This window comes from Photobacterium sp. NCIMB 13483, from assembly GCF_003025475.1.
Lineage (GTDB): Bacteria > Pseudomonadota > Gammaproteobacteria > Enterobacterales > Vibrionaceae > Photobacterium > Photobacterium piscicola.
In genome coordinates this window covers 1-886 of record NZ_PYLV01000058.1, presented here as the reverse complement: position 1 = coordinate 886, position 886 = coordinate 1, and the positions used below count along the sequence as shown (strand labels likewise).

At 40.0% G+C, this 886-nt stretch carries 1 protein-coding gene; it reads left to right on the top strand.

All coding sequences use genetic code 11. The features are described from left to right. Positions 1–75 precede the first annotated feature (75 nt). The coding region (locus tag C9I86_RS19780; protein WP_107277266.1) for an IS110 family transposase at positions 76–886 on the top strand (811 nt) is incomplete at its 3' end.

The following is an 886-nucleotide window of genomic DNA, read 5'->3' as shown; positions in this document are numbered from 1 at the left end:
TCAATGGTATGGACTCCCCACCTTACTGACATTGTCAGCTACAGTTATAGCGTCAACCAAAAAGGAGCCCATACCATGAATAAGCCTAGCACTATTTGTATTGATCTCGCTAAAAACGTTTTTCAAGTTGCATTGTTTAATCAACATGGAAAATTAAAGTCTAATCAAAAAATGTCTCAAGCTAAAATGGTCGCATTTATAGCCCAATACCCCGCATCTATGATTTACATGGAAGCGTGTGGCTCTGCTCATTATTGGGGGCGATATTTTCAAAATAATAAGCATCATGTTCATCTTCTCCCTGCTCAAATTGTCAGGATGTATCGAGCGGGTAATAAGAATGATGCAAATGATGCCCTTGCTATTTATGAAGCTGCCCAACGTCCAGACATACACTTTGTTTCAGTCAAAACAACTGAGCAGCAAGATATCGCAAGTGTGTTGCATCTCAGAGAAAGTTATATAAAACAACGAACAGCGATATCAAATCGGATTAGAGGCTTTGCCTTGGAATATGGGATAAAATTCCCGCAGAGCATTACTAAATTACGCGCTTTACTCCCTCTTGAACTGGAAGATCCTAATAATGGATTAACTTCTTCTGCCCGTTTTGTTTTACATAAGCTTCTTAATCAGCTTATTGAACTTGATAAGCCTATTCAGGAGGTTACTGATTATTTAATCGCTTACGCTAAACAAATACCAGCCTGTCAGTTACTAATGACATTAAGAGGCGTTGGCTGGATAGTTGCCAGCGCACTTTATGCTCGAATGGGCGATGCTTCAGCATATAAATGCGGACGCGATGCAAGTGCCAGTATAGGTTTAGTCCCCGCTCATTCAGGTAGTGGTGGTCATAATAAGCTATTAGGTATAAGTAAAAAGG